Origin of the sequence: Bradyrhizobium sp. 31Argb (genome assembly GCF_043638955.1) — a bacterium.
In the GTDB taxonomy this organism is placed as follows: Bacteria; Pseudomonadota; Alphaproteobacteria; order Rhizobiales; family Xanthobacteraceae; genus Bradyrhizobium.
This window is the reverse complement of the sequence record NZ_JBEGDB010000669.1, coordinates 1-727: the sequence shown is the minus strand read 5'-3', so window position 1 is coordinate 727 and position 727 is coordinate 1. Positions and strand designations below refer to the sequence as shown.

2 protein-coding genes are annotated in these 727 nt (G+C 63.1%); both read left to right on the top strand.

Features of this window, described 5'->3' with window-relative positions; translation table 11 throughout:
• On the top strand, positions 1-492 hold a 492-nt coding region (gene tnpA, locus AAFX91_RS42195; protein ID WP_394570411.1), incomplete at its 5' end, for an IS66-like element accessory protein TnpA.
• Positions 489-727, top strand: a 239-nt coding sequence (tnpB, locus tag AAFX91_RS42190) for an IS66 family insertion sequence element accessory protein TnpB (protein ID WP_394570410.1), incomplete at its 3' end; no start/stop codon positions are given. The genes tnpA and tnpB, both read left to right, overlap by 4 nt.

The window sequence follows — 727 nt, the reverse complement described above, 5'->3', positions numbered from 1 at the left end:
CTAGGAAGATCTCGTGGATTGTTTCGTCACGAGGTCACCATGTCAAAAGATAGTTGTAAGGATGGCGATAAGGATAGGCATGCGCGTATCCTTGAGGACGGCTCCGACACGCTGCAGCGCGTCGAGATCATCACGGGGACCGGCCGACGACGGCGCTGGTCGACCGATGCGAAAGCGGCGATTGTCGCGGAGAGTTTCGCGCCGGGTGCAAGCGCTTCCGGGGTGGCGCGGCGACACGACATCAGCCCGAGCCTGTTGTTTCTTTGGCGTCGTCAGGCAACGCGGGCGAAGCTCGCGGAGCGCAGGGATGGAGGCGTGCCATCAGGCTTTGTGCCGGTCGCGATCACGGGCTGCGGGGGCAAATTGCCGCCATGCGAGGAGCAGGGGGCGATTGAGATCGACGTCGGCGTGGTTCGCATCCGTGTCGTGGGAACGGTCGACCGGCGAGCACTCTGCGAGGTGCTTGCGGCAGTCAGGACGGTTGGCCGATGATCGGGCTCCGCGCTGGGTTATCGATCTGGATCGCGACGCAGCCGGTCGATTTCCGTCGCGGCATGGACTCGCTGGCGATGCTGGTGAGCGAGGCGTTTGGAGCCAATCCGTTCGACGGCGGGCTGTGGGTGTTTCGCTCCAAGCGCCGAGATCGCGTGAAGATCCTGACCTGGGACGGAAGCGGCCTTGTTCTTTACTACAAGAGAATCGAAGGGCAGTTCAGCTGGCCGCCGAT